The 22,280-nt window shown below is 67.8% G+C and carries 18 protein-coding genes and 1 tRNA gene; 4 read left to right on the top strand and 15 right to left on the bottom strand.

Annotation, left to right across the window (positions count from 1 at the left end; genetic code table 11):
- Window positions 1-77: 77 nt before the first annotated feature.
- The 3 genes from H5T74_12035 to H5T74_12025 all read left to right on the top strand — a co-directional run bounded on the left by H5T74_12035 (window position 78) and on the right by H5T74_12025 (window position 5,855).
- Window positions 78-1,052, top strand: coding sequence for a hypothetical protein (locus H5T74_12035; protein MBC7231104.1), 975 nt, complete (start codon window positions 78-80; stop codon window positions 1,050-1,052).
- Window position 1,053: 1 nt separating this feature from the next.
- The gene (locus tag H5T74_12030; GenBank protein ID MBC7231103.1) at window positions 1,054-4,689 is read left to right on the top strand and encodes a hypothetical protein; all 3,636 of its coding nucleotides are present in this window, start codon (window positions 1,054-1,056) and stop codon (window positions 4,687-4,689) included.
- A gap of 239 nt (window positions 4,690-4,928) precedes the next feature.
- Window positions 4,929-5,855, top strand: coding sequence for a hypothetical protein (locus H5T74_12025; protein MBC7231102.1), 927 nt, complete (start codon window positions 4,929-4,931; stop codon window positions 5,853-5,855).
- Window positions 5,856-5,943: 88 nt separating this feature from the next.
- Here H5T74_12025 and H5T74_12020 read toward each other — a convergent pair whose 3' ends face one another.
- Both H5T74_12020 and H5T74_12015 read right to left on the bottom strand, forming a co-directional pair.
- Window positions 5,944-6,576 (bottom strand): response regulator transcription factor, encoded by a 633-nt coding sequence (locus tag H5T74_12020; GenBank protein MBC7231101.1) that lies wholly within the window; start codon window positions 6,574-6,576, stop codon window positions 5,944-5,946.
- 16 nt (window positions 6,577-6,592) lie between these two features.
- Window positions 6,593-8,215, bottom strand: a complete 1,623-nt coding sequence (locus H5T74_12015) for a response regulator (GenBank protein MBC7231100.1) — start codon at window positions 8,213-8,215, stop codon at window positions 6,593-6,595.
- 351 nt (window positions 8,216-8,566) lie between these two features.
- Here H5T74_12015 and H5T74_12010 point away from each other — a divergent pair, with 351 nt between their 5' ends.
- Window positions 8,567-9,655: a hypothetical protein gene (locus H5T74_12010; protein MBC7231099.1), complete on the top strand. Its 1,089-nt coding sequence runs from the start codon at window positions 8,567-8,569 to the stop codon at window positions 9,653-9,655.
- 336 nt (window positions 9,656-9,991) lie between these two features.
- Here H5T74_12010 and H5T74_12005 read toward each other — a convergent pair whose 3' ends face one another.
- From H5T74_12005 to H5T74_11945, 13 genes are all read right to left on the bottom strand, one after another.
- The gene (locus H5T74_12005) at window positions 9,992-11,161 is read right to left on the bottom strand and encodes an aldo/keto reductase (GenBank protein MBC7231098.1); all 1,170 of its coding nucleotides are present in this window, start codon (window positions 11,159-11,161) and stop codon (window positions 9,992-9,994) included.
- Window positions 11,162-11,400: 239 nt separating this feature from the next.
- Window positions 11,401-11,476: transfer RNA gene (locus tag H5T74_12000), tRNA-Thr, on the bottom strand.
- Between the two features lie 227 nt (window positions 11,477-11,703).
- On the bottom strand, window positions 11,704-12,666 hold the full coding sequence (locus H5T74_11995; GenBank protein ID MBC7231097.1) for a pyruvate synthase subunit beta: 963 nt from the start codon (window positions 12,664-12,666) through the stop codon (window positions 11,704-11,706).
- Window positions 12,663-13,883 carry a pyruvate ferredoxin oxidoreductase gene (porA, locus tag H5T74_11990; GenBank protein ID MBC7231096.1) on the bottom strand — a complete coding sequence of 407 codons (1,221 nt, stop codon included), beginning with the start codon at window positions 13,881-13,883 and terminating at the stop codon, window positions 12,663-12,665. The genes H5T74_11995 and porA overlap by 4 nt, the downstream gene beginning before the upstream one ends.
- The gene (locus tag H5T74_11985) at window positions 13,880-14,164 is read right to left on the bottom strand and encodes a 4Fe-4S binding protein (GenBank protein ID MBC7231095.1); all 285 of its coding nucleotides are present in this window, start codon (window positions 14,162-14,164) and stop codon (window positions 13,880-13,882) included. The genes porA and H5T74_11985 overlap by 4 nt, the downstream gene beginning before the upstream one ends.
- A gap of 38 nt (window positions 14,165-14,202) precedes the next feature.
- Entirely contained in the window at window positions 14,203-14,808 is a 606-nt protein-coding gene (locus tag H5T74_11980; GenBank protein MBC7231094.1) for a 2-oxoacid:acceptor oxidoreductase family protein, read from the bottom strand.
- Between the two features lie 139 nt (window positions 14,809-14,947).
- Window positions 14,948-15,826, bottom strand: coding sequence for a stage 0 sporulation family protein (locus H5T74_11975; GenBank protein MBC7231093.1), 879 nt, complete (start codon window positions 15,824-15,826; stop codon window positions 14,948-14,950).
- A gap of 25 nt (window positions 15,827-15,851) precedes the next feature.
- Entirely contained in the window at window positions 15,852-17,000 is a 1,149-nt protein-coding gene (gene holB / locus H5T74_11970; protein MBC7231092.1) for a DNA polymerase III subunit delta', read from the bottom strand.
- Between the two features lie 83 nt (window positions 17,001-17,083).
- Window positions 17,084-17,743, bottom strand: coding sequence for a dTMP kinase (locus H5T74_11965; protein ID MBC7231091.1), 660 nt, complete (start codon window positions 17,741-17,743; stop codon window positions 17,084-17,086).
- A 91-nt stretch (window positions 17,744-17,834) separates the two neighbouring features.
- Entirely contained in the window at window positions 17,835-18,413 is a 579-nt protein-coding gene (locus H5T74_11960) for a fumarate hydratase C-terminal domain-containing protein (GenBank protein ID MBC7231090.1), read from the bottom strand.
- 3 nt (window positions 18,414-18,416) lie between these two features.
- A complete protein-coding gene (locus H5T74_11955) occupies window positions 18,417-20,126 on the bottom strand; it encodes an MFS transporter (GenBank protein MBC7231089.1) in 1,710 nt (569 codons plus the stop codon).
- Between the two features lie 121 nt (window positions 20,127-20,247).
- Complete coding sequence (locus H5T74_11950; protein MBC7231088.1) at window positions 20,248-21,108, bottom strand: fumarate hydratase; 861 nt, start codon at window positions 21,106-21,108, stop codon at window positions 20,248-20,250.
- A complete protein-coding gene (locus H5T74_11945; GenBank protein ID MBC7231087.1) occupies window positions 21,080-22,024 on the bottom strand; it encodes a malate dehydrogenase in 945 nt (314 codons plus the stop codon). The genes H5T74_11950 and H5T74_11945 overlap by 29 nt, the downstream gene beginning before the upstream one ends.
- Window positions 22,025-22,280: the final 256 nt, after the last annotated feature.

The following is a 22,280-nucleotide window of genomic DNA, read 5'->3' as shown; positions in this document are numbered from 1 at the left end:
GGGGAAGAACTCCGCGAGAGAGCGAGCTCCCCGGCGCCATCCCGTGGGCATGGCACGAAAAAAAGGAGGGGAAGGGGATGAAAGGGAAGGCCGGTGAAGCGGCGACGGCGGGCCGCCGCGTCCCCTCTCGCCGCGCGCTCGCGCTCGCGTTCCTCCTTCTGGCGGGGGCGCTGGCGGCTGCGTTCCCCGACGCCTCCCGCGGACAGGGAGTGGACATCGCCGCCGTCCCCTCCAAGCTGGAGTTCAACATCCGGCCGGGTGCGGAGCAATCCCAGACGGTGAAGATCTACAACCAGGGCGCCGTCCCCACGAGGGTGCTGGCTTACGTGGAGGACTACTCCATCAGCCCCGAGAACCAGATCGCGTTCTTCCCCGGCGGCACCCTGGACTACTCCATCGCCTCCTGGGTGAGCTTCAGCGAAAGCGATTTCACCCTCGAGCCGGGGGGAGCCCGCGAGGTCACCGTCAGGCTCAGCGTGCCCGCCGACGCCACCGTGGGCGGATATGCCTCCCTGGCCGTCTTCGAGGCCCATCACCCGGAGGAGGCGAGCCTGGAGGGACTGGTCACAGTGGGTAGGATCGGCGTCCCCCTGCTTACCACGGTGGCGGTGAACCCCAGCGAGATAAGGCAGGAGGGCGCCATCGTCTCCCTGGAGGTGGAAAAAGGGACGTGGGTGCTTTTCCGCACCGACCTGCGGATCACCACCACCTTCGAGAACCTCGGCAACACCTATCTGCACTACCACGCCTTCACCGACGTCACCGGCGGGATCTCCGCCCTCAAACACAGCGAGGACCACGGGGAGAGCACCGCCCTGGCCAGGACCCAACGCCAGATAGCCTACGAGATAAAGGGGGCGTGGTTCGGGAGGTACAGGGTGCGGGCGGAGGTACATTATCCCCCCGACCGCGTGCTGGTGCGGGAACAGACGGTGTGGGTGGTGCCCTGGCTGCTCATCGTCATCCTCGTAGCGGCGGCGCTGGCCTTCTTCTCAGCCCTTTACTGGCGGCGTCACCGGCGCCGCCGCCCGGACGGGAAGGGCGCGGATTGAGATGAAAGGGAGAGCGAGGAGGACCTCCGTTCTCTTCGCCGCGGCTCTCATGGCCCTGGCGGCGGTGGGCGCCCTTGTCTTACTCCCCTCACCCGTGGCCCGCGCCTCCCCCGGAACCCGGGTGAAGACGGTGGAATACGCCCTGGGGCAGCGCTTCGACCCCAACCCCTTGGCGGCGGGGGCCGCCTGGTCGCCGGGAACCACTCAGGTATGGCTCCCCGAGGCGGGGGTGAGCGTGTTCCGCGCCTGGCTGGACCTGCACGTGCAGGCGCCGGCCACCCCGCCCTCCGACGTGAGCTCCATAAGCGTGCTCCTCAACGGGCAGGAATACTCGCCGGTCAGCGGGCGCTTCACCACCCAGAGCGGGGAGTCCTGCATCCTGTGGGTGAGCGCCGACGTCACCGCGGCCTTCTCCTCTTTCTCCAACCCCTTCTCCGCCACCCCGGCGGTGACCATAAACGGGGCCACGTCGCAGGGGCACTCCCTGAAGCTGTACATCACCTATACCTATGACGACCTGAGCCCGGTGCAGCTAAAGACGGTGCGCTACCCCCTCGCCTCGAACACCGCGGCCCTCGCGGCGAACAGCACCTATTCCGTCAACTACAACGCCTATATCCCCGAGAGCGGGGTGACGGTGCGCTCGCAGTGGTTCGAGGTCACCGGCCAGGCGCACAACGCCAACAGCGCAACCGACTCCTACCTCACCGCCAGCATCGGGGGCGGCCCCTCCACCCCCGCCGCCTACGTGGAGATGGCGGAGCGGGACACCATGGACATCCGTTTCCTCATGCAGCCCTCCGGCTTCACTCCCAACGCGGCCCAGACCCTCAACCTCACCGCGGGAGGGCAGGCCTTCTACGTCCTGGGCGGGGAGCTGGCGATAACCTACGAGTACGACCCCGCGTCCACGGAGCAGCTCAAGACGGTGTCCTACTTCATGGGACAGACGGCGGGCGGAAACACCACCGCGGCCTCCTACAGCTGCAACATCTACCTGCCGGAGAACGGCATCCGCGCGCGTGGCCTGTGGCTGCACCTGCGCGCCAACACCTCCGGCACCATCACCCACCGCGTGCTCGGCTACGTGGCGGGCGCCAGCGCCGGACAGCGCAGCTACGCCATAACCGCCGGGCAGGAGAACATCGGGGAGCACCGCATCATCTACGACATGGCCGCCCAGGCGCCCCGCCTGACGAACGGTGCGGTCCTGCGCGCCGACACCTGGTACTCGACGGCCGCGGGAGGGCCCTGCGGCATCGAGGCCTTCATCACCTACAGCTACAACAGCTCCTCGGACTTCGAGCTCAGGAGCGTCTCCTTCCTCACCGGCCAGAGCGCCGATGGCCTCTCCGCCTCCAGCGCCCAGTCCTTCTCCACCCTCATGCCGGAATCCGGGACCCGAACCTCCCGCAGCGCCTACCTGGTCTGTTTTATCGTCTCCTCCGCCACCGCGCCCTACGCGCACGCCGTGAACATAAACGGAACCGGACCCTCCAGCGTGACCATGGCCAGCACTGGCGAGGCCAGCTCCTCCAGTCGCCTCTACGAGGCGGCGCAGATAAGCGCGGACTCCGCCACCTACACCGCCGCCTACTCCAGCGACTCCAACGCCGCCTGGACCGGCCGGGCGGTGGTCACCTACGAGATCGAGCTCGCCGGCCCCGCATCCCAGCCCCAGTCGGAGATAAAGACGGTGGAGTACTGCCTGGGGCAGCGCCTGGACGCCGCCAACCTCGCCGCGGGCACGGCCTGGCAACCCGGCTCCACCACGGTCTATTTCCCGGAGGACGGCGTGGTGGTGAGGCAGGCCTGGCTGGAGTTCCGGGCCCAGGCGCCCTCCGACGTCGCCGCCAACGTCACCTCCGTGGAATGCTCGGTGAACGGCCGGGCCTTTCCTTGCATCCCCGACGTCGGCTTCACCCAGACCGGGGAATCGGGGATCATCTGGGTCAAGGCCAACATCACCCGCCTCTTCTCCGGGGTGGGGGCCAGCCTTGAGCTCAACCCCTCGGTCACCGTCAGCGGGGCCAACTCCCAGGGACATTCCCTGAAGGCGGTGATCACCTATGAATGCGCCTCGTCCTCCGCGGTGATGCAGAAGACCGTCCGCTATCCCCTGGCCTCTCGCACCGGCAGCCTCGCCGCCGGGTCCACCGCCTCCTATGCCTACACGGCGGCGGCCCCCGAGGCGGGAGTGAACATACGCTCACAGTGGTTCGAGATCAAGGGCCAGGCCTTCAACGGCGCGGCCACTGACTCCTACCTGTACGCCAACATAGACGGGGGACCCAACACCGGGAGCGCCTACGTGGAGATGGCCCTGCGCGACTCCATGGACGTCCTCTTCTACTTTCAGCCGGCCGGGTTCGCCCTCAACACCGCCCAGACCCTCAACCTCACCGCCGGCGGGCAGAGGTTCCACGTCCTGGGCGGGGAACTGGTGGTCACCTACGCCTTCGACGGAGCCTCCGCGGAACAGGTGAAGACCATCGGCTATTACCTGGGCGCGAACAACGCGAGCACCGTCCCGGTGACCTTCACCCGCAACGTGTACCTTCCCGAATCCGGGGTGAGCGTGGAGAGGGTATGGGCCCAGGTGCGCGGAAACGTCTCCGCCAGCATCAGCCAGGGCGTCTCCGGGAGCATCGCCGGAAACGCCGTGCCGCAGCTCTCCTATTCCCTCACCGCCAGCGCGGAGAACATCGGCGAACACCGCATCATCTACGACTTGTCCTCCCAGGCCGGCGCTCTCGCGAACGGCAGCGCGGTCTCCGTCTCCACCTGGTACTCCGGCGCGGGGGGTGGCGCCTTCGGGGTGGAGCTCTTCTTCACCTACCGCTTCGCGCGTGAGAGCTCCCTCACCCAGGCCAGGACGGTGCAGTTCTGGGTGGGTCAGAGCAACAACGCCCGCTCCGCCGCCGGGGTCTTCCGCTTCCGCACCCGGATGCCGGAGACGAACAAGACGGGGCGCAGCGCCTGGTTGGAGAGCTTCATCGTCTCCAGAGCCGTGACCGGCTATACCCACGTGCTGGACATCAACGGCAGCGGTTCCTCCAGCCTAACCATGGCCAACACCGGCGAGGCCAACTCCTCCAGCCGCCTCTACGAGGCCTCGCAGGTCACCACGGACGGCTCCGCCTACACCTGCAACGCCTCCAGCACCTCCACCTGCTGCTTCTCCGTGAAGGCGTACGTGACCTACGAGTCGCTGGTCCCCACCGTCTCCCTGGCCATCGAAGGCCTGTACGACCTGGACGGCGAGCCCAGCCAGCACGGCGAGATGCGCTTCATGGACGTGGACCCCATCACCGGCACCTATATCATCGGGGACGGCGAGCCCTACGCCGTGCGTCTCCGCGTGAGGTCCAACGTCAACTGGCAGGTGCTGGTGCACGCCACCTCGGATTTCACCGACGGAGAGCATACCATCCCCATCGGGCGCCTTTCCTTCTCCGACCATGCCACCGGGAACTGGAGGGACTTCTCCACCGTGGCCGTGGCGGTCACCGGCACGCAACCCCCAACGGGGACGGAGGGAACGGCCCTCGACCTCGACTACCGCCTCGAGGTGCTGTGGGAGGACGAGCCGGGAGGCTACTTCACCACCATCGTGTACACCGTCATCTCCCTCTAGGGAGGGGGCCGGCCGGGGAACGCCGTGACCGCACGGTGGATGCAAGCGCCGCGACCGGCGATCCGCTGACGGGGAACCGGGACCGCCCATGGTCTCCCATGTTTCCCGGGCATGAGGCTCAACTTCCGCGGCCCGGCGTCCGAGACAATATATCGGGCACGCGGCGCCGGCACGGCGCAGCGTGCCCGGCGGGTGGGGCGGTCTTGCGAGGGACGGTTTCGCACGGGGGAGAGTCCTGCATGGCCGTCGAAGGGGAGGCCGGACGCAGCTTTTTCACCCGGCAGCTGGAGCGCCTGCTCGCCGGCGAGGGGGTCGCGGTGCCCTCCTACCTCCTGGACCTCCTGGACAAACCCTTCCGGGAGTTCACCCCCGGGGACCGCGGGCTCTACGAGGGACAGATAAAGGCGAAGGGGCTCCTCCGGCTCTTCGCCAGACTGCTGCAGCGCGCGTACGAGGCGTCGCCGGAGAGCTCCCGCCACAGCTGGCGGGGCATGTACCACCTGCTGCCAGACAGCCCCATCAAGGCCTGCGCCGCCTTCGTGCTCGAGGGGGAGATGGCGGGGGCGACCGCCGGAGCAGGCGCGCCGGGAAACCCGCGAGTGGAGCCCGCGGGGACCGCCACCGTCATCCCTGGACATCGCCCCGGGCCTAAAACGGATGGGGCACCGTCTCGAGGCGCCCCTCCCGATCCCGCCGGCGGGGAAGAGCCCCCCGCGGCGCAGGGGGCGCGCAGGAGTTTCTTCACCAGGAAACTCGAGCGCAAGCTGGAGGAGCGGGGGATAAAGGTGCCTGAAGCGATAATCGCCCTCCTGGACAGGCCTTTCGAGGAGTTCACCCCCGAGGACCGTGCCCTGTACGAGGCGGAGTTCAAAGGCAGGCAGCTCACCATCCTCTTCTCCGACCTCCTGGACGAGCTGTACGAGGAGACCGGGAAGTGCGAGAGCGGGTGGAGCGCCATGTGCCGCTTCCTCAAGGACACCCCCATGAAGCTCATCGCCACCTACGTGCTGCAGGAAGAGGAAAGGCTCGAGGAGGTGGGGGAGCCTTCGCCGTCGGATCTCCTAACGGGCACGCAGCCGCGCGAGAAATACAAGGTGCGCAGCTACCAGCCCGCGCCGCACAGGGACGGATCCGCAGCGGAGAAGCGCCGCAGGCTCCTGCGCTGACGGACGCGGCGAGGGGCGGCGGTCCCGTCACCCCGGCGGGACCCCGCCCGCGGCCTCGCGCCGGCGGGCGCCGCGTGCGGCCCTCGGATCAGGTCACCAGGCCGCGGCGCAGGGCGGCGGCCACCGCCTCGGTGCGGTCGCTCACCCCGAGCTTGTCGAAGATGTGGGCGATGTGGGTCTTGACCGTCTGGGCGCTGATGAAGAGCTCCTCGGCGATCTCTCGGTTGGACTTGCCGTCCGCCAGGAGCTGGAGCACCTCCAGCTCGCGTCCGCTCAGGCCGTAGGTCTCGCGGTTGCGCCGCGCCAAGGCCACGTATTCCTTGAGCAGCCTGGCCTGGGCGTCGGGGTGGAGGGTGGCGCCGCCCCGGTGCACCTCCTTGATGGCCCTGACCAGCTCGTCGAGGCCCGCGTTCTTGAGCAGGTATCCCGTGGCTCCCGCCTTCACCGCCTCGTAGACGTAGGCCTCCTGATCCAGCATGGTGAGTATGATCACCGCCGCCTCCGGGCATTCCTTCTTCACCAGCCTGGTGGCGGTGATGCCGTTCATCCCCGGCATGCTCACGTCCATGAGCACCACGTCCGGCCGCAAGGATCGGGCCTTGGCCACCGCCTCGTCCCCGTTCTCCGCCTCGGCCACGATCTCTATCTCCGGGTTCACGCGCAGGAGGTTCACCAGGCCCTCCCGTACCAGGCGGTGGTCGTCCACCACCAACACCTTGATGGTCCTGTTTCCCAACTCACACCTCCCCGTCCATACCGTGCACGGGCAGCCTGGCGACCACGGACGTGCCCCCGCCCCTGACCGAACTTATCCGCAGCGAACCCCCCAGGGACTCGGCGCGTTCCCTCATCCCCACCAGCCCGAAACCGGCCGCGTGGCGGCGCTGCGTACCGGAGGCGTTGAAGCCCACGCCGTCGTCCGCAACCTCCAACACGACCTCGCCTCCCTCTACGCGCAGCGCCACCCTGGCCCGCGTGCAGCGCGAGTGCTTGATGGCGTTGCTTATGGCCTCCTGCGCGATGCGGAAGAGCGCCGTCTCCGCCTCCTTCGGAAGGGGCGGGATCTCCTCCGGCACCAGGTCCAAAAGTATTTCGCAGGGCGCTTTCTCCCGTGCCTGGCCCACGTGCTTCTCCAGCGCCACCGCGAGCCCCAGGTCGTCGAGGACGAAGGGACGCAGGCCTGCGACGATCCTCCGCATCTCGGCGATGCTGCCGTCCATGATCTCCTCTGCCTCCCGCAAGGCGAGGGCTGCCTCGGAATCCGTCTCCCGCATGCGCACCTCGCAGAGACGCAGGCGGTAGAGGGCGCTCACCAGGTTCTGGATCACGCCGTCATGGAGCTCCACCGCCACCCTGCGCCGTTCGTCCTCCTGCGCCGTGATCACCTTCTGCAGCAGCTGCCGCTGCACCTCCTCGTCATAGCGCAGGTCATCGTAGAGGCGCGCGTTCTCTATGGCCATGGCGGCCTGGTTGCCGATGGCCGCCAGCAGCTCCCGCTCCTCCTCGCTGAAGAGCATCTCTCCCCGCCGGCCCAGCAACACCACCCCGGTGAGCCTTCCCTTCACCCTGAGGGGCAGCAGGAAGACCGCCTCGAGCTCCCCCAGCAGGCCCACCTCGTGCTCCGCCGCCAGCTCCTCCGCATCCACGCGGATGGGTCCGGCGACCTCGTCGTCTCCCCCGCCGAGCAGATCCCGCAGGTACCCGGGCGCCAGCTCTATCTTCGCGGGCCCGTGGCCGTCGAGGCCAGAGGCCGCGCACGCGGAGGCGATGCGCAGGGAACCCTCCTCGCCTTCCAGGAGCCCGATGCAGCAGAGGTGGAGGTCGAAGAGTCGGAGCAGCTCGCCGGTGATGAAACCCAGGATGTCGTCGATCTCCAGGGTGGAGATGAGGGTCTCGGTGATGCGGTAGAGGGTGGAGACCTGCAGTCCCTTGATGCGGTCGCGCCTGATCTCCTCCTCCACCTTCCCGTGCCGCGACTCCAGGACCCTGGCCACGTATTCCCTGAGGGTGTCGGGGTCGAATGGCTTGGTAATATATTCCACAGCACCGCCGCTGTATCCCCTGATGCGGTCCACGTCGGAATGGCGGGCGGTCACCACCACCACCGGGATGTCCGCCGTGGCCTCGTCGCCCTTGAGGGCGCGGAGGACCTCCCAGCCGTCCATCACCGGCATCATGATGTCCAGGAGGATACAGTCCGGGGGTCGCCGCGCCACCTCCTCCAGGGCCGCCTTCCCGTCGTGGGCTATGCGCACCCCGTAGCCCTCGAACTCGAGGTTCAGGGCGATGATCCTGGCGACGTCGGGCTCGTCGTCGACCACCAGGATATCAGGCCTGCCTTTCTCCTCTCCCCATACCATATGTAAGCTCCTTCCGGCGCTGTCGAAGACCTGGTCCGCCCTCCGGCCCGGCCCGGGATCCATCCCGCCAGCCGGGTGCTGCGGGACGGCTTTCCGGGGGCGGTTGCCATGCCCCCGGGGCCTGTCCCGGGTCGCGGCATCATAAGATTGCGTCGGCAGGAGGGGGATTTTCTTTAGCCTCCACCCCGCCCTGCGGCGCGGGAGAGGCCGCATGAGCCCCATGGAGGCCCGGCGCCGTCACGAACCGCGGCCCCGTGATCGCAGTATCATGTATGCCCGCATCTTTTACGATAACACTTACGGGACATCGCGACGCAAGGGATCACGGGGGATGACCTCGGGAAGGGAGGTATGGAGAAGATGAGGATCCGGAGATGCAGGCAATGCGGGTTCGCCTATTGGCTGGCAAGGTCCCTGGAGTGGCACGACAACGGCACCATAACCAGCCGCTTCCGGGAGGATTACCGCACCCTCATCATCGAGGCGGATTTCCTGAGCGAGATCTTCAAGGCCATAGAGGAGGCCATCGGGGCTACTATAGGCCACGTGGTCTTCGAGGCGCAACGCCGTGCCTCCAAGGACGTCATAGACATGAACCTGGCGCGCATCCGCTGGGCCATCCGGCATGTTCCCGGCCTCTACCGGGGGGTCATCCTCTATTTCAACCGCCTCGCCTCCTGGTGCGGACAGGCATACTCGAGAACCGTCCGTAACGACCCCAGGGGGCCGTCCCAGGCGATCATCCGCAACCCCTTCAACCGCGACCTCATGGCGGCCATCGTGACCGGCGCCCTGGAGAGCCTCTTCGAGGTGCCCTACGACCACCACTGGGAGAAAAGGGGCGCCGACGACGTCATCGTCGTGGAGCCCACGGGGGAACACCCGGAGATATGCGAGCGCCTCGCCTATTCCACCCCCGCCCCCACGGGCGGAGGACGCGCCTTCGAACTCTGCCCCTCCTGCGGCGCGCCGCACAGGCTCTCGGTCCTGGATTGGGATCCCGACCGGGGCACGGTTACGGACACCAGGAGGGGAATCCGCGTGGTCTTCCTCGAGATCTACACCACCAATGTGGTGCTGCGCGAACTCGTCAGGGAGCTGGGAGAAGACATCGTCCCGGTGATCGTGGAGGCCCAGCGGAACTTCTCCCTGACCCATATCGGCACTCTCAGATCCTCGGGAGATGCCCGCCCTGCCGAAAAGGACAGGAAGGCGTTCATGGAGGAGGCGCTCGATACCATCGCGCTGTACGGACAGGGCAACCCCACCGTGCTCGAGAATGGGGAAAAGATGCTCAGGATCTCGGTGGAGAACCCCTTCAACGAATACGTGCTGGCGGGGCATCTCTCCGCCCTCTACGAGCTGCTGGAAGGAGAGAGGGCGAAGGTGGAATGGGAGTTCCCCCACCCCTCCACGGCGGTCTTCACCCTCACCGCCTGAGACCCTTCCGGCATCCCGGGACTCGCGTTGGAGAGGTGGGCGGGTCCGGTGCCGCCTCAAGGCGTCGCGAGCGAACGGGTTGCCCCCGCGCGAGCGGCTCCGTCCCGCCGGCAGCCTTCCACCGCTTCCCGGCGTAGCGGAGGCGGCCCGGAAACGTCCGTCCCTTCCCGTCATGACCCGGGAACGGAATCCGTCCTCCCTTGCGAGGGAAGAGAGCTCGGCGCGCCGGTATAAAGGGCCGCGGGTCGCGAAGGGGTTGCCTGACCGGTGGGCATGATCCCCGACATGCGGGCACGGCAATCCGCTGAAACGGGGCGCGCCCTGCGCCGGTGTTCCCTAACCGTCCCCCGGGGGATAGGGCCTGCCCTCCCCCAGCACGGCGTGCACCAGGGGCATGAGCTCGCTCACCCTCAGGGACTGAGGGCACCTCTCCTCGCACTCCCGGCAGCCGGAGCATGATCCCGCGCGTTCCGACGCGGTGAAGAAACGGAAATAGCGGAAGCGGCTGGTGATAAGGTCGTCGTACATGGCCCCGTGGTTGTAGAGACCGAACATCTCCGGGATGTTCACCCCCTGCGGGCAGGGCAGGCAGTAACCGCAGCGCGTGCAGGGCACCGCCGCCCTGGACTCCAGGCGCTCGCGCACCGCGGCGATGACCTCTAGGTCCCCTTCCGTCAGGGGGCGCGACCCCGCCAGCCCCGCGGCGCGTAGGTTCTCCTCCAGCTGCCGCATATCGCTCATGCCGCTCAAGACCACCTTGACCTCCGGATGGTCCCAAAGCCACTGCAGGGCCCATTCCGCGGGGGTGCGGGCTTCGCCGGAGGCCTCGAACATCTCCTCTATCTCCCGCGGGGGCCGTGCCAGGTTCCCGCCCAGCAGAGGCTCCATGACCACCACGGGGATGCCCCGCGAAGCGGCGTATTCCAGCCCCCTCCTGCCGGCCTGGTTGCGTACATCCATGTAGTTGTACTGGATCTGGCACATCGACCACCCGTCGTATCCGTCGACGATCCTCCGGAAAGAATCATAGACGTCGTGGAAGGAGAAACCGATATGCCTTATCCTGCCGTCATCCGCCGCCGCCTCCGCTCTGCGCAGTAGGCCGAGCTCGAGCAGTCTCTCCCAGCGCGCCGCGTTCAGGCCGTGGAAGAGGTAATAATCCACGGGGCCGCAATCCAGCCGCGTGAGCTGCTCCTCGAGATAGCGGTCGAAGTGATCCGGTTCCTCGATCATCCACACGGGAGATTTCGTGGCCACGCGGACCTTTTCGCGGTATCCGCCCCGCAGGGCCTTCCCCAGCACCTCCTCGCTCCTGCCCCCGTGGTAGGTATAGGCGGTATCGAAATAGTTCACCCCGCCTTCCACCGCGGAGCGGATCAGGCGCACCGCCTCGTCCTCCACGATGTCGGGGCTGATGGGGACGCCGTCACGGGTGGGGAGCCGCATGCACCCGAGACCGAGGATGGAGGCCCGCCAGCCATCGCCTCCGAAATCCCGGTATTCCATGCCCGTCTGCACCTCCGCGTGAGATCCGCGCCACCGCGGAAAGCCGCCGGGGGTCCGCCCCCGCCCGGTGCCCGGCTCCCAGCCGCGGCCGGGCCGGGCCAGCGCATCCTCGCCTTGCTTCCTCTTCCGCCTTCCTCTTCCCCCGCCCCTCCGCGCCGCGTCCGTCCGCGGCCCTCGGGCCAGGGACGGCCCCGGGAGGCGGGAACGGCCGGAGGCCATGCCTCCGGCCGACGCTCGGATGGAGCCGACGAGGAGACTCGAACTCCTGACCTGCTCATTACGAGTGAGCTGCTCTACCTGCTGAGCTACGTCGGCACTACACCGGTTACAGGAAGTATTATAGCGCCTGCGCGCGCCGATTGAAGACCCGAACGACGGAGAACGCCCTTGGGTCGGCAGCTCCCCCGGGTCACGGGCATCACTCCCAGGCTTTAACATACCGACGCCCCGGTGATGCCACGCCTGAAGAATACCGCCGCCCCCGCCGAGTCCCGATCTCCGGATATGGAGATAACCCGCTGAAGGAGGGACAACCCCTGTCCCTAATGGGGAGGGGCGAGCTCGATGTCCATGATGTGTTCCTTCATCTTGTGGGTGAACTGCAGGGTCTCGAAGACGTGGCTGATGCGCCTCTGGATCTCTCCGATGCGTTCCTCGTCCCGCTGGGGGTGGAAGAGGTGCCGGAAACGACCCTGAGCCTGGAGGTACTCCTCCACCGGCAGCAGCTTCGACTGGCCCTGGATGATGCGCTGGGTGCCCGCGGTGTAGGCGGTCCTGCCGTTCTCATGTTCGTAGAGCATCCACATCCCCGTCTGCACTGCCAGCCGCGCTACCTTGACGGTATGGCTGGAGGGGAACTTCCACCCCGGCGGGCAGGGGGCCTGTATCTCGATGTATCGCGTGCCCTTGATCTCCTTGGCGCGCGCGAACTTGCGGAACATGTCCGTGGGGTAGGCCAGGGAGGCGGTGGCCACGTAGGGGATGCCGTGCGCCACCATGATCTGGGCCACGTCCTTGCGCCACTCCTCCTTGCCCCGCGTGGTATTGGTGGTCCAGGCGGCGTAGGGGGTGGCGCCGCTGCGCTGCGTCCCGGTGTTGGAGTAGGCCTCGTTGTTGTAGCAGACGTAGATGAAATCGGTGTTGCGCTCCGCCGCCCCCGAGAGGGCCTGGATGCCTATATCGTAGGTGCCACCGTCCCCCGCCCACACCAGGATGGTCGGCTTCTCCTCCAGGACCCCCTTCGCCACCAGGCGGTCGGCGGCCGCGGAGAGTCCGGAGGCGGTGGCGCCCCCGGTGGCGAAGGCCATGTTCAGGGTGGGGAGACCCAGCGCCGATACCGGGAAGGGGCTCTGGAAGACCGAGGTGCAGGAGGCGATGACCGCGAGTACGGTGTTGCGCCCCAGGGCCTTGAAGGCCACGCGGATGGCGGCGCTCCCCGGGCAGCCGTGGCAGGCGGCGCTGCCCTGCAGGAAGAGCTCCTCCTCCGGGAAGTCCCTCAGCCTCAACGTGCAGCCCTCCTTCCCCAGAGTCCCTCCAGACCCCGCTTGCTCACCAGGTGATGTTCGTTGATGCGCACCGACGGCCAGGCGGTCCTGGGCTCCAGCCGGCCATCCGCCGCGGCGGTGGCGTTCTCGGCGATGAACTCGTAGGTGATGTCCCTTCCCCCCAGGCCGGTAACGATGTCGTACACCGCCACCTCCCCGCGGCCGTATACGGAGGCTTTGACCTCCGAGAAGAGCGGTCCCTCCATGCCGAAGGAGATGCTGCGGTCCAGGACCAAGGCCGTGCGCAGGGGGGAGAGCAGCTCCACCATCTCCTCCACGGGGAAGGGCCGGTAGGAACGGACGCGCACCAGCCCGAAACGGCGCCCCGCCTCACGCAGCATGTCCACCGCCACCCTGGCCTCGGAGGCCGCGCTGCCCATAGCCACCAAGGCATGCTCGGCGTCCTCCATACGGTAGGCGTCCACGAGCCCGCCGTGGTACCCTCCCACCTTTTCCCGGTATTCCTCCGCCGCCGCCCGGATGACCCCACGGGCGTTTTCCAGTCCCTGGAACATGGAGTAGCGCACTTCCTCGTAATCGTCGGGGTAGATGACCGACCCGTGGGTGAGGGGATGCTCTAGGTCCAGCCTCCACAGCGAACGGAACGGCGGCAGGAAGCGGTCCACCGCCTCCTGGTCCGGAATCTCCACCTGCATGTAGTTGTGGGAGAGGAATATGGCGTCGTAACAGACCATCACCGGCAGGTTGACCTCGGGGTCCTCCGAGATGCGGTATGCCTGGATGACGGTGTCCAATATCTCCTGGTGGGAGGCGCAATGGAGCTGTATCCAGCCCGTGTCCCTGGCCGAGAGGGTGTCCTGGTGGTCGCACCAGATGTTCCAACCCGGGCCGAGGGCGCGGTTGACGTTCACCATGACCATGGGAAGGCGGATCCCCGCCGCCCAGTGCAGCAGCTCGTGCATGTAGGCGAGGCCGTGGGCGGAGGTGGCGGAAAAGGACCGTACCCCCATGGCCGCAGAGGCGATGAGGGCCGCCATGGCGCTGTGCTCGCTTTCCACCGGGATGTACTCACACTCCATCTCCCCCTCGTCGATGAAGCGCGAGATCTCCTCGATGACCTGGGTCTGGGGGGTGATGGGGTAGGCGGAGACCACCTCCACCCGCGCCAGGCGCGCCCCCCAGGCGGCCACGTGGTTCCCCGTCTCCACCAGCTTCATGATCTCTTTTCCTCTTTGACCATGGCGATGGCGCCGCGCGGACACTCCTCCGCGCAGATGCCGCATCCCTTGCAGTAATCGTAGTCGATACGTATATCCTTGCTGATGCAGGCCTCGGGGCAATATATCCAGCAGAGCAGGCATTTGTTGCACCTCTCCCCGTCTATCACCGGGAGGAAGATGCGCCAGCTCCCCGTCATGCCCACGCTGCCCACGGCGGGGACAGAGAGGGTGGTGATGAAGCCTATGTCCTCCGCTTCCTTTTTCTTCCTCTTGGGCATCCTTATACCGCCTCCCGCGGCACAGGCTTCGTTCTCCCTCAGCGCGCGGCGCCCCGGGCGGACCTGCGCGCCCCCGCCTCGGCCTTCTTTATCTCCACCACGGAGGTGAACCCGCGCCGGGCCGCCTCCATGCTCGCCTCCAGCCGCGCCGGCGGGGTGTTCTCCTTGATCACCTCGGTCACCGCCTCCAGGGGCACCAGCTCGGTGACGTAGGATACCGCGCCCAGGAAGGCGATGTTGGTGACCGGCAGCCCCTCCACCTCCATGCCCAGTTCGATGGCGATGGAGGTGCCGTCCACCGCGAAGGCGGCGAAGGGCAGTCCGGCCAGCTTTTCCTCCGCCTCCTCCCGCTCCATGTTGACCAGGAGCACGGTGCTCTCCTTGGTGCCTTCCTTCAGCGCCAGCTCGAGCACGGCGGGGCTCATGACCACCAGGTAGTCGGGCCGGTAGATCTGGCTGCGCAGGTGGATGGGCTTCTCGTCCATGCGCAGGAAGCACTTCACGGGGGCGCCCCTGCGCTCCGCCCCGAAGAAGGGGAAGGCCTGCACGTACTTGCCCACCAGGTCTCCCGCCCGAGCGAGCATGTTGATGAGGGTCACCGCTCCCTGCCCTCCCAGGCTGTGAAAACGCACCTCTACCATAATATGCCTGTCCGCTTACCTTGCTTAAGGCGCTCCGGCCTCTCCTCAAAGACAGTATCAATATATAGCACAAGGCCGGGGACGCTGTCGATGACGACGCAAGGGCCTTGTGTTCGGGGGCGGCCGCGAGGCGGCGGCGCGGTCAGAAGCCTTCCTCCAGCTCCAGGTCCACGTCCTCCACCATCTCGTCCTCGCCCTCCTCCGGCTCTTCCTCCGCCTCCCCCGGCTCGGGGCCGAACCAGGAGGCGGGCAGGACCACCTTCTCGCCGCTCTCCAGCTCCACCGTGACCCTCTCGTGCATGACGTCGTGGGCGATCACCGTGCCTTCCCCCCGCTCCGTCTCCACCTTCTCGCCGATGTCGGGGACCCAGTGCAGGAAGCGCCGGTAGCAGTCCTGCTCGTAGCGCAGGCAGCACATCAGACGCCCGCACACCCCCGAGATCTTGGCGGGGTTCAGGGGCAGGTGCTGCTCCTTGGCCATGCGGATGGAGATGGGGTGGAACTCCTCCAGAAAGGACGCGCAGCAAAGCGTCAGTCCGCACGGCCCCAGCCCGCCCACCATCCGGGCCTCGTCGCGCACCCCGATCTGGCGCAGCTCGATGCGCGTCTTCAGGGCCGAGGCCAGGTCGCGCACCAGGTTGCGGAAGTCCACCCTGCCGTCGGCGGTGAAATAGAAGGTGATGGAGGACCCGTCGAAGGCATAGTCTATGTCTATGAGCTTCATGGCCAGCTGGTGCTTGACGATGAGCTCCTGGCACTTGCGCAGGGCCCTCTCGCGCCTGATCTGGTTGCGCTGCGCCTGCTGCCGGTCCCGGTCCGTGGCCCGCCTGATGACCTTCTTGAGCTCGCCGCGCACCGCCTCGTCCGGGATCTCTATGGGAGGGGCGACCACCCTCCCCAGCTCCACGCCCTTGGCGGCGGGTACGATCACCTCGTCTCCCACGCGCAAGGATAGCCGGTCGGGGTCGAAATAGGACGGCTTCGCCCCTTTCCTGACGGACACTCCAACCACCATTGCCATATACTCTCCTCCCGGACGATCGCGCTCAGCGCGCGCCCTTTATCTCCAGCATCAACCAGTCCATCACCAGCCCCTGGTCCACGTTGGCCTCCAGAGCCTTCTTCGCCCTGCCCAGGGCCCGCAGGCGCCTGGCCGCCTCCCCAGGGCCCGTGAGTAAGACCTCGTTCTCCAGGTCCTCCCTCCACTCCAGGTTCACCAGGGGCGCGCCGCCGGGCGCTCCCTCCGCCACGCCGGCGACGCCAATGAGCATTATATCCCGGTAAAAGGAGGCCATGCCATCTAGGAAGTCGAAGATGGCCTGCCGCCGCATGCGGGCGTTCTCCCGCTTCAGGGCCTCCTGCCACCTCTTCTCCATCCTCTCCGCGACCCGCCGGTCGAGGGCCTTGCGGTAAGCCTCCCTTGCCTCCTCCCGCACGGGCGCCTCCACGCGCGCAGCCTCTTTCTGTACCTCCCTTACCCGCTCCAGCAGGGCGGACAGGGCCGACCTGCCCACCGCCGCCGCCGCCTCCACTCCCCGCTCCCGGAACACGGACAGCTCGGGCCGGCGCGCCCAGAGCAGCGCCCGCCCGAAGATGCCGCCGCTGAGCCGCGCCAGCCTTTCCGCCTCCTCCGAGGACATCCCCATCTCCCGCCGGAGGTATTCCTCCACCTCGCGCCTTCCCAGGGGCGAGAAACGCACCTCCTGGCAGCGGGAGGCGATGGTGGGGAGCAGGCCCTCCGCCGCCGCGGTCACCAGGATGATGCAGGTACCGGGCGGCGGCTCCTCCAGGGTCTTCAGGAAGGCGTTGGCGGCGCTCTCGTTCATGCTGGCGGCCTCGTCGATGACCGCCACCTTGCGCCGCGCCTCCTGGGGCTTAAGGCTCAGCTCCCGTTCCAGGTCCCGCACCTGCTCGATGAGGATCTGGGCGCCCTCGGGCTCCACCAGGTGCAGGTCGGGGTGCGTGCCCCTGGCCACCCTCAGGCAGGAGGGGCAAGCATCGGGGGTGCCCGAGGGGCAGAGCAGCGCGGCGGAGAAGAGCAGGGCCGTGGTGCGCTTGCCCACCCCGCGCGGTCCGGTGAAGAGCAAGGCGTGGGGTACCTCGCCGCGCTCCAGCATGCCGCGCAGTATGGCGACGGCCCGGCCCTGCCCGAATACCGCCTCCCACCCGTCGCAGGACACCAGCTCCATCCTCACCTCCCGAAAGCGGCGGCCATTCCCGCCGGCGCGCCGCGAGAAAGAGGGACTTTTCCTCCGGACGTGGGGAGGCGCGTCGGATCTCAGGAGAGCAGCGGCGTAACCACCTGCATGACCTGGTGGTGGATGTTCTCCGGCTTGTCCACGCCGTTGAGGACCACGAAACGTTGGGGAAAGAACTTGGCCAGGGTCCTGTAGGCCTCCTGAACCTGCTCGTGGAAGGCCTGGGCCTCGCTCTCGATGCGGTCCAGGACCCGCTTGCGCTCCATGAGGCGCTTCAGCCCCACGCGGAAGGGTATCTCCAGGAGAAAGGTGACGTCGGGATAGTGGTCGTCGGTCACCCACTCGTTGAGGTTCTGCACCCCCTCCATCCCCACCCTCCGCGCCACGCCCTGGTAGGCGAGGGTGGAGTCGATGTAGCGGTCGCACAGCACCACCTTTCCCTGGTCCAGGGCCGGCTTTATCACCTCGTAGAAGTGCTGGGCGCGGTCCGCGGCGTAGAGGACGGTCTCCGTCATGGGATGCATCTCCTTGAAGGAGGGGTCCAGGAGGATGCGCCTGATCTCCTCGCCGATGCGCGTGCCGCCCGGCTCGTGCGTGGCCACCACGTCCACCTTCATGCGCAGCAGATGCGCATGGAGCATGTTCATCTGGGTGGTCTTTCCGGATCCCTCCACTCCCTCGAAGGTGATGAAGAGGCTCCTCCTGCCGCCTCCCCTTGCCGCCTCAGTCCTGCTCGTCATGGCCTCCTCTTCCCTCGCGCGCCTTCGTGTCGATATCCACTCAGACCCATATCTTACACCATGTAGCCGCTTGGCTTATAAGGGCTTGTTTCTAGATGTTCTCCAGGTGCGAGAAGACGTCCCCGCCGACCAGGTCGTAGCCCACGATGACCGGGAAATCCTCCACCTCCAGCTCGTAGACCGCCTCGGGGCCCAGTTCCGGGAAAGCCGCCACCCGGATGGCCCGCACCCTGGACCCCAGCAGGGCCGCCGCCCCTCCCACCCCCACCAGGTAGAGCACTCCGCTCTCCCGCAGCGCACGCCGCGTCTCGGCGGAGCGCGGCCCCTTCCCTATGCATGCCGCCAGGCCCTCCGCCGCCAGGCGGGGGGTAAAGGGATCCATGCGCGCGGCCGTGGTGGGCCCCACGGAGCCCGAGGCCCTGCCCTCCGGAGCGGGACTGGGGCCCGCGTAATAGACCGTCTCCCCCGCGAGGCGGACCGGCAGCGGCTCCCCTCTCTCCAGCATCTCCACCAGCCTGCGGTGCGCCTGGTCGCGGGCGGTGATCATCCTGCCGCTCAACAGAATGCGGTCCCCCGCCCGCAACGCCTCGCGCGCCTCGCGCTCCAGGGGCAGCGGCAGCCTTTTCTCGCCTCGCGCCCCGCCGCCCGCTCTACCCCCAGTGCCCGCCATCGTTCACTCCTCCACAGCTCGCGATCCCGCGGCCGCCTCCGTCCCGCCGGGCTGGCCGCCCCTCTCCGACCCCGTCGTGCCGTCACCGCTTCCCGCGGCCGCGTACTCCCGCGTCCCGCCGCCCGCGCCGCCGTTTATCCTCTCCACCGCGCCTCCGTCCGCGCCGCCCGGCGATCCGCCCTCTTCCGCCTCCACGCAGGGCAACGGCTCGGGCACCCGGCGGCGCTGGAATATCTTGTCATGCAGTTCCCAGCCGAAGTAGCGGTGGAAGGCGCGGTGGCCGAAAAGCCCCGCCCCGAGGATGACCATACCCCCGACGAAGAGGATGATCTGGGGCCCGTTGAGCAGGAAGCGGAAGTCGGCCTCCCTGCCGTCGATGGGACCGCTGTAGGAGCCGCCCACCCTCACGATCCACAGCGACACCGGGTTCAGTCCCAGCCTGCGCCCCAGGCCCGTGATGAGGTCGGCGAGGGGACCGGCGAGCATGATGGAGAGGAATATGGAGGCGCGCATGATCACCTGTATGGTGGCGAAGGCTCGGCCCCGGAACTCCTCCTCCAGGTTCTCGTGCAGCAGAGTGACCATGCCCACGATGGCATAGCCCATGCAGGTGCCGCCCAGAAAGACCACCACGAACGACAGCCAGGCCACGGTTAGCAGCGAGAACACCACCACCCCCAGCCCGAACCCGGAGATGGCCAGGCCCAGCAGCCTCTCCTTGCGCACGACGTCCTTGAGCGCGCCGGCCAGCATGGACCCCCCCATCATCCCGAAGAGGAGGGTGGTGAGGATGTACATGAAGCGTGAGTTGCTGCCGCCCAGCACGTACTTCACGAAGCCCACGGTGAGCACGTATATGGTGCCTCCCCCCAAAAAGCAGGTGAGGGTGAGGATGAGCACGATGCGGGTGAGCGGGTTGTGGCGCAGGTAGTGGAGGCCCTCCCGGAAATCGCTCCGCACCTGGTCGGTGGACATGCGCACCCTCTCCTCGCGGGAGGGGCGCTTGAAGCCGATGTGGTAGATGAGCCAGGCGGAGACGAGAAAGGTGAGGGAATCGATGACGAAGGCGGCTTTGTTGGGATCCACGTACCTGCCCATGAACTCCGGGTTGACCCTGGCCAGCCAGGCGAAGAGGCCGATGATGCTCCCGGCGATGGCGGTGCCGAAGGCCATGGAGGCGTAGAGGGTGAGCATATTGAGGGAGTTGGCGTTGGTGAGCTGCTCCGGCTCCACCAGGTCGGGGATGGAGGCGTCCTTGGCGGGGCCGTAGACGATGGTGAAGGTCTCGATGACGAAGACCAGCACGCAGATGAGGGGCAGGTTGGTGGCGAAGGGCAGGACCAGGACGAGCAGGGCGCGGCTGAGGTCGCACATGATGAGGGTGCGTTTGCGGTCCAGGCGGTCGATGGCGATGCCCGCCAGGAACCCCAGAAGCACCGCGGGCAGGAACTTGCACAGCATCATGATGCTGATGGCGTAGCTCTTCCCCCCCGATATCTGGTCCACGAAGGCGAAGAGCACCGCTACGATCACCCAGTCGCCGATGGCGGAGACCATCTGCCCCGCCCACAGACGCAGGAAGTCGCGGTTGCGCAGGAGGTCGCGGTAGGCGGAAGGCTTTATCCGCAGGTTGTCTTGGGTGCGCTGGAAGGCAGAGACCCCGGCCTCTCCTTCGAGGCATTCCCTTTTTGTCTCCCGGTCATCAAGCCTCATCTCGGACCTCTCCGGATACATCTCATGGCCGGCTACCGCCGGGCTCCGCGCCGCGGACGGACCCCCGGGATCCCGCTCCGCGTCCCGGATACGCCCCCGGCCTCCCTCCGCCGTGCACCCCTCAGACCTCGATCTCCACCGAGCTGCGCCGCAGACTGTGGCAGCAGATCACCACCCCCACGGGCAGGCAGGCGATATGGGCGGGCGCCTCCTCCACGTGCACGTCCAGGGCGGTGGTGTCCCCGCCCAGGCCCGCCGCCCCTATGCCCAGGGAGTTCACCGCGGCGAGCAGGCTCTCCTCCAGATCCGCGAGCTCCTCCCGGGGATGGCGCGTTCCCAGGGGCCGCAGCAGGCTCTTCAGCGCCAGCTCCACCGCTCCCGAGGCGTCGGCGCCCACCCCCACCCCCACCACCACGGGGGGACAGGCCTGGGCGCCCTTGAGCCGCACCGCTTCGAGCGCCGCCCTCTTCACCCCTTCCGGACCCTCTCCCGGCAGCAGCATGCAGAGGCGGGTGGCGTTCTCGCTCCCCCCGCCCTTGGCCATGAGGGTGAGGCGCGCTTTCCCCCGCGCCCCGCCTTCCTCCACGTGCACCTGGACGGGGGTGTTGTCACCACGGTTGGCGCGCCCGAAGAGCGGGTCATTCACCAGGGAGGAGCGCAGCGGTATACGGAAGGTGGCGGCGCGCAGGCCGGCATCGGCCGCCTCGCGGTATCCGCAGGGAAGGGACACCCCTTCCCCCAGCTCCACGAAGAGATGAAACATGCCGGTGTCCTGGCAGAGGGGGAGCCTCTCCTCCCGCGCGATGCGCGCGTTCTCCACCAGCATCTCCAGGGCGTAGCGCGCCAGCGGCTTCGACTCCGCCTCCGCGGCGCGCATCAAGGCCCGCTCCACGTCGGACGAGAGGTCCAGGCTGGCGCGCACCGCCAGCTCCTCCACCGCCGCGGATATGGTTTCAGGAGCTATTTCCCGCCAGCCAGCCATCCAGCTCCACCGCTCTCTCCCGCAGGGTGGCCGCGCAGGCCTCCAGCTCCCCGCGCTCCTGCGGCAGGAGGGGAAGCTCCACGACCCTCTTCCATCCCCCCCATCCCAGGACCACCGGGACGCCCAGGAACACGTCCGCGAGCCCGTATTCCCCCTCCAGCCTCACGCTCGCCACCACCTGCATGTCCTCGTCCATAAGCACCGCCCTCACCATGCGAGCCACGCAGGCCGAGGGGGCGTAATAGGCGCTGCCCTGCTTGAGCAGGGAGACGATCTCCGCGCCACCCTCCCTGGTCCTGGCGTTCAGCTCCTCCAGCTTCTCGGGGGAAAGGAGCTCGCTCAGGGGCACCCCGGCCACGGAGGTGAGGCGCGGCAGAGGGAGCATGGCATCGCCGTGGCTTCCCAGCACCACCGGCTGGACCTGTCCCGGCGGCACGCCCAGCTCCTCGGCGGCGAAGCAGGCGAGACGCGACCCGTCCAGCAGCCCCGCCATGCCCATGACCCTTTCCCTCTCCCAGCCCGTCAGCAGCCAGGCCAGGCGGGTCATCTCGTCCAGGGGGTTGGTGACCATGATCAGCACCGCCCCCGGCGCCGCCTCCTTTACCCCCTCCACCACATCCCGCACCACCGCCGCGTTCTTCTCCAGCAGGTCGGAGCGGGACATGCCGGGGGCACGCGGAAACCCCGCCGTAATCACCACCACCTCGCTCCCCTCCGCGAGGGCGTAATCGCTCCCGCCCCGCACCCGGGAGGAGGAGGCGGTGAGGGGCAGCGACTGCGCGATGTCCAGCGCCTTGCCCCGCGCCAGGTCTCCGTAGATGTCGATGAGGGCCACGTCGGCGATCCCCTGTTCCGCCACGCGCATGGCGGTGGTGGATCCCACCTGACCCGCCCCGATCACCGTTACCTTGCGCATAGGACCTCCTCTGCTCGCCGCGCACGTTTAGGCTATTTTCCTACAAGCCCTCGCGCGCGCGCAAATCGCGCCCCCGCCGCCTTGGTCGAGGACGGAGCTCTCGCGGCGTCCGCGAACGGAGGACGGATTGCCGTCTCCCGCGCGGGTCCGGAGGGATGGGGCATGGGGGGGCGGGCGGCAGCACATCCTGGATCGCCAGGCATCCGCGGAGAGGGTGACCGGGGACGGGATATCCTCGCGGCCCGCGCCGGGTGAC

Source organism: Actinomycetota bacterium (assembly GCA_014360645.1).
Classification (GTDB): Bacteria; Actinomycetota; Geothermincolia; order Geothermincolales; family RBG-13-55-18; genus Solincola_B.
The sequence above is the reverse complement of the archived record's forward strand: the minus strand, read 5'-3'. Positions and strand labels throughout refer to the sequence as shown.